This is a genomic window from Noviherbaspirillum sp. (assembly GCF_035944575.1).
GTDB lineage: Bacteria > Pseudomonadota > Gammaproteobacteria > Burkholderiales > Burkholderiaceae_D > Noviherbaspirillum.
This window is the reverse complement of record NZ_DASZBA010000022.1, coordinates 1-3,460: the sequence shown is the minus strand read 5'-3', so window position 1 is coordinate 3,460 and position 3,460 is coordinate 1. Positions and strand designations below refer to the sequence as shown.

At 55.7% G+C, this 3,460-nt stretch carries 4 protein-coding genes and 2 pseudogenes; 1 reads left to right on the top strand and 5 read right to left on the bottom strand.

Features of this window, described 5'->3' with window-relative positions; all coding sequences use genetic code 11:
* Positions 1–141: pseudogene (locus VGU61_RS01290) on the bottom strand (branched-chain amino acid ABC transporter substrate-binding protein); the annotation flags it as partial.
* Between the two features lie 153 nt (positions 142–294).
* On the opposite strand from VGU61_RS01290, the gene VGU61_RS01285 reads away from it, so the two are divergent.
* The gene (locus VGU61_RS01285) at positions 295–804 is read left to right on the top strand and encodes an Lrp/AsnC family transcriptional regulator (RefSeq protein WP_326857284.1); all 510 of its coding nucleotides are present in this window, start codon (positions 295–297) and stop codon (positions 802–804) included.
* A gap of 87 nt (positions 805–891) precedes the next feature.
* Here the strand turns inward: VGU61_RS01285 and VGU61_RS01280 are convergent, their stop codons facing one another.
* From VGU61_RS01280 to VGU61_RS01265, 4 genes and pseudogenes are all read right to left on the bottom strand, one after another.
* Positions 892–2,208, bottom strand: coding sequence for a D-amino acid dehydrogenase (locus VGU61_RS01280; RefSeq protein ID WP_326857283.1), 1,317 nt, complete (start codon positions 2,206–2,208; stop codon positions 892–894).
* A 136-nt stretch (positions 2,209–2,344) separates the two neighbouring features.
* Positions 2,345–2,770, bottom strand: coding sequence for a hypothetical protein (locus tag VGU61_RS01275; RefSeq protein ID WP_326857282.1), 426 nt, complete (start codon positions 2,768–2,770; stop codon positions 2,345–2,347).
* Complete coding sequence (locus VGU61_RS01270; RefSeq protein WP_326857285.1) at positions 2,767–3,192, bottom strand: DNA polymerase III subunit chi; 426 nt, start codon at positions 3,190–3,192, stop codon at positions 2,767–2,769. The genes VGU61_RS01275 and VGU61_RS01270 overlap by 4 nt, the downstream gene beginning before the upstream one ends.
* 71 nt (positions 3,193–3,263) lie before the next feature.
* Positions 3,264–3,460, bottom strand: a pseudogene (locus tag VGU61_RS01265) (glutaredoxin family protein); the annotation flags it as partial.

The window sequence follows — 3,460 nt, the reverse complement described above, 5'->3', positions numbered from 1 at the left end:
GTCCTTGCCCAGGTGGGCGATCGAGCCGGAGATCGGGCCGACGTGGCCGATGCGCACGACCTGTTCCTGTGCCGATGCGGCACCTGCCAGTGCAAATGCAATCGCGCCTGCCAATGGAATCATTTTTGTCTTGAACTGCATAAAATAGCCTCCTGAGGATTGAAAAATTACAAGCTTACTGCAACACTAGAACGCCCTAACCCATTCCTGCTTCAGAACAGGCTGACGGTACAACACTACAAACCGTTCGAACAAATTTTTTCTGCAGTTCTTTCAACATTCACCGATTTCCATATGCCGAAATTTCACACGCTGGACAAAGTCGACCGCAAGCTGTTGAACCTGCTGCAGAAAGATAACCAGATCCCCACACGCATCCTGGCTGAAAAAGTCCACATCTCTCAGCCGACCTGCCTTCGCCGTATCCGCGATTTGCGCCAGGCGGGCATCATCGCGGCAGACGTCGCCATGGTCGATCCCTTTGCACTCGGCTACGGCATGCTGGCATTCCTCGAGGTCTCGCTCAACAATCAGTCGGACGACCACATGCAGGAATTCGAAGCCCGCATGGGCAAGGAAGCCGAAGTGCTGCAGTGCTACTTTGTCTCAGGCGACTATGATTACTTCCTGGTTGTCCATGTGATCGACATGGACGCCTACTACCAGTTTGTACGGCGCGTCATTTCCGGTTCGGGAAACGTCCGCCATTTCCAATCCCGGTTTCCAATGAAGCGGGCCAAATTTGCGACCCGCATTGCCTTCGACGAGAAGGTGCCGGAATTGCAAGTGCGCGTCGCAAAGTAGCAGTCGCCTCCCTATAACGCAAAAGCGCCTCGATGGATGACACGATCCATCGAGGCGCTTCATTTTGTGAAGCCTGAAAAGGGAAGATCAGGCCTGCAGCGGACGCGAGGTGGCGAGTTGGCTCGCAGGGCGACGAGGCATGCCGGTAAAGGCGAAATCGACTTCCGGCAGGCGGCCGGAAACGATATCGGCGATTGCACGGCCTGATCCGCAACCCATGGTCCAGCCCAGCGTGCCATGTCCGGTGTTCAGGAACAGGTTGCTGAAACGGGTCTTGCCGATGTAGGGAACATTCGACGGCGTAAGCGGCCGCAATCCTGTCCAGTAGACCGGATTGTCGTAATTGCACGCATTCGGAAACAGTTCGCGGGTGCGGCGTGTGATCGCCTCGCAACGGGTAGTGTTGAGTTCCCGGGTATAACCGTTCAACTCGCAAGTACCGGCGACCCGGAGACGGTTGCCGAGGCGCGAGACCACCAGTTTGTGACCGTCGTCGGTCAGCGACACCGTCGGTGCGGCTGCCGGGTCGATGATGTCGTAAGTCGCGGAATACCCTTTGCCCGGATAGATCATGAGGTCGATGCCGAGCGGCTTGAGAAGTGGAACCGAAAAGCTGCCCATTGCCATGACGAATGCATCGGCGCGCAGGACCTGATGGCGGCCATCCGGTGTGATGACTTCCACGCCGGTAATCTTGGCCGATGCGCCTGTGCCTTCGGTGATCAAGCGGGTAATGGTCGTGTTGAAGCGGAAATCGACACCTGCGCTCGCGGCCTTGCTCGCGAGACCGGTAGTGAACTTGTAGACATCGCCGGATTCATCGGTGGCGGTAAAGTCGCCGCCGACGATCTTGTCGCGGATGCGTGCCAGTGCCGGCTCGATTCTCACCACTTCATCGGCGCTAATCGAATCGCGTGGGCAGCCAAGATCGCGCATGAGCTTGGCAGCCGGCAACGACTCGTCGAATTCCTTTTGTTCAGTATAGAAGTGCAGAATGCCCTTGGTCAGGTGATCGTAGTCGACGCCTGTTTCGGCGCGAACGGCCTGCAGCGTCTGGCGGCTGTATTCGGAGATGGCCACGATCTGGCGGATATTGTCGGCTGTGCGTGCCGGTGTGCATTCGCGCAGGAAATTCAGGCCCCAACGCCATTGCAGCCATTCGGGTCGGAAGCGATACAGCAGCGGTGCGTCTTCCTTCCCCAGCCACTTCAACACTTTCATCGGGGCTGCGGGATTGGCCCATGGTTCGGCATGCGAGACGGAAATCTGGCATCCATTGGCAAAACTGGTTTCTTGTGCCACGCCTGGCTGGCGTTCGATGACAGTAACATCATGGCCGGATTTATTCAAAAACCAGGCGGATGCGGTACCAATGATGCCTGAACCCAATACGATGACTTTCATGAGCAGCTCCGTAAGTTGATACCGGAATTGTAGAAAGTTAACGCTTGTTTATGTATTCAATGAGGCGGGAGAAATTTTTATTTGGTAGGGAAGAATAGGGAAAAACGTTTAAAAAACAAAATTATTCAAATTAATTTTATTTTTTTGAAGACTGGGCTTTTATCAGCTCTTGCGAAACGGCTCTTGTCACAACTTCTTTCAGTGTATGGTGCAGGCCGGTCCTGATTTCCGACGCGAGCTCCGCCACAGCGGTTTGTAAAACGTCGGCCAAACTGTCCCGAACTCTTTGCTCCAGCACGAAATCGATGCGGTCCAGCACTTGCTGCAGTACGCGCTCCCGCAATTCCGTTTCCAGTTGTTCCCATCTCTCCTTGGTATCCAAGTCGTTCTTCAACTCCTCGGAAGACATGATCACATGCGGCGCCGGTTCCACGACTGGCGGCTCTGTTCGAGCGGCATTGTCCGGCTGCAACGGCGCCGGGGATGCAACGGAAGATGATAATGGTGGGGAAATGATTTCGGTCAGAACCGGAATGCCGGCGTCCGGCGTTGAATTATTCATGCTTTTTCAGCGACAAAATGGGTAAGGGGATAGCCGCGTTGCTGATAGAAACGATAGCGCTCCCGCCCGGCGTTCTTGTCGATATCGTCGGCACCGATGATTTCAAACATGCGCTCGAAGCGGGCGAAATGCGCGGGTGTGCCGGCAGACAGGTTGATCAGGATCTCGTGATGAGGCAGTTCGTCGTGATCGTTGTCGGTCAAAATGATTGGCGTCACGGAAGCCTGCGGATCATCGACCGGGACGTGAGGCAGGAAATCCAGTTCGGAAAATGTCCAGAGTGCCTGGTCGAGGGCGGCAAGATCCGTCCTGTCCTTTGTCAAAATCACAATGCGAAAATTCGCCGCGCGGGCCTTGCGTGCAAGCCGGCAGGCATAGGCGAGTTTGTCGGGAACGTTGCTATGAAAATCAATGCGGGTCATCGCTTGCAAGCCGCTTCTTTCGGTGTGTTGCGACTTAGGGTCATCAGGTGGAGCAGATACTGCGGGCATCGTCAGAATCTGAATCCCGGCGGCGCGTTGCCGGCCGGTGGTGGCAACGCCGTATCGCTCGACCGGACTTGCGTCGCCTGGCTACTCGTCTGATCGTTTGATTTTGCGAGCGGTTTCTCTGCAGGCGCCGCCGCTTCCGGTGGCGGGTTACGGTAGGTTTTTGGTAACTTGTTCGAAACCGGATATCCGGCGGCAGTCA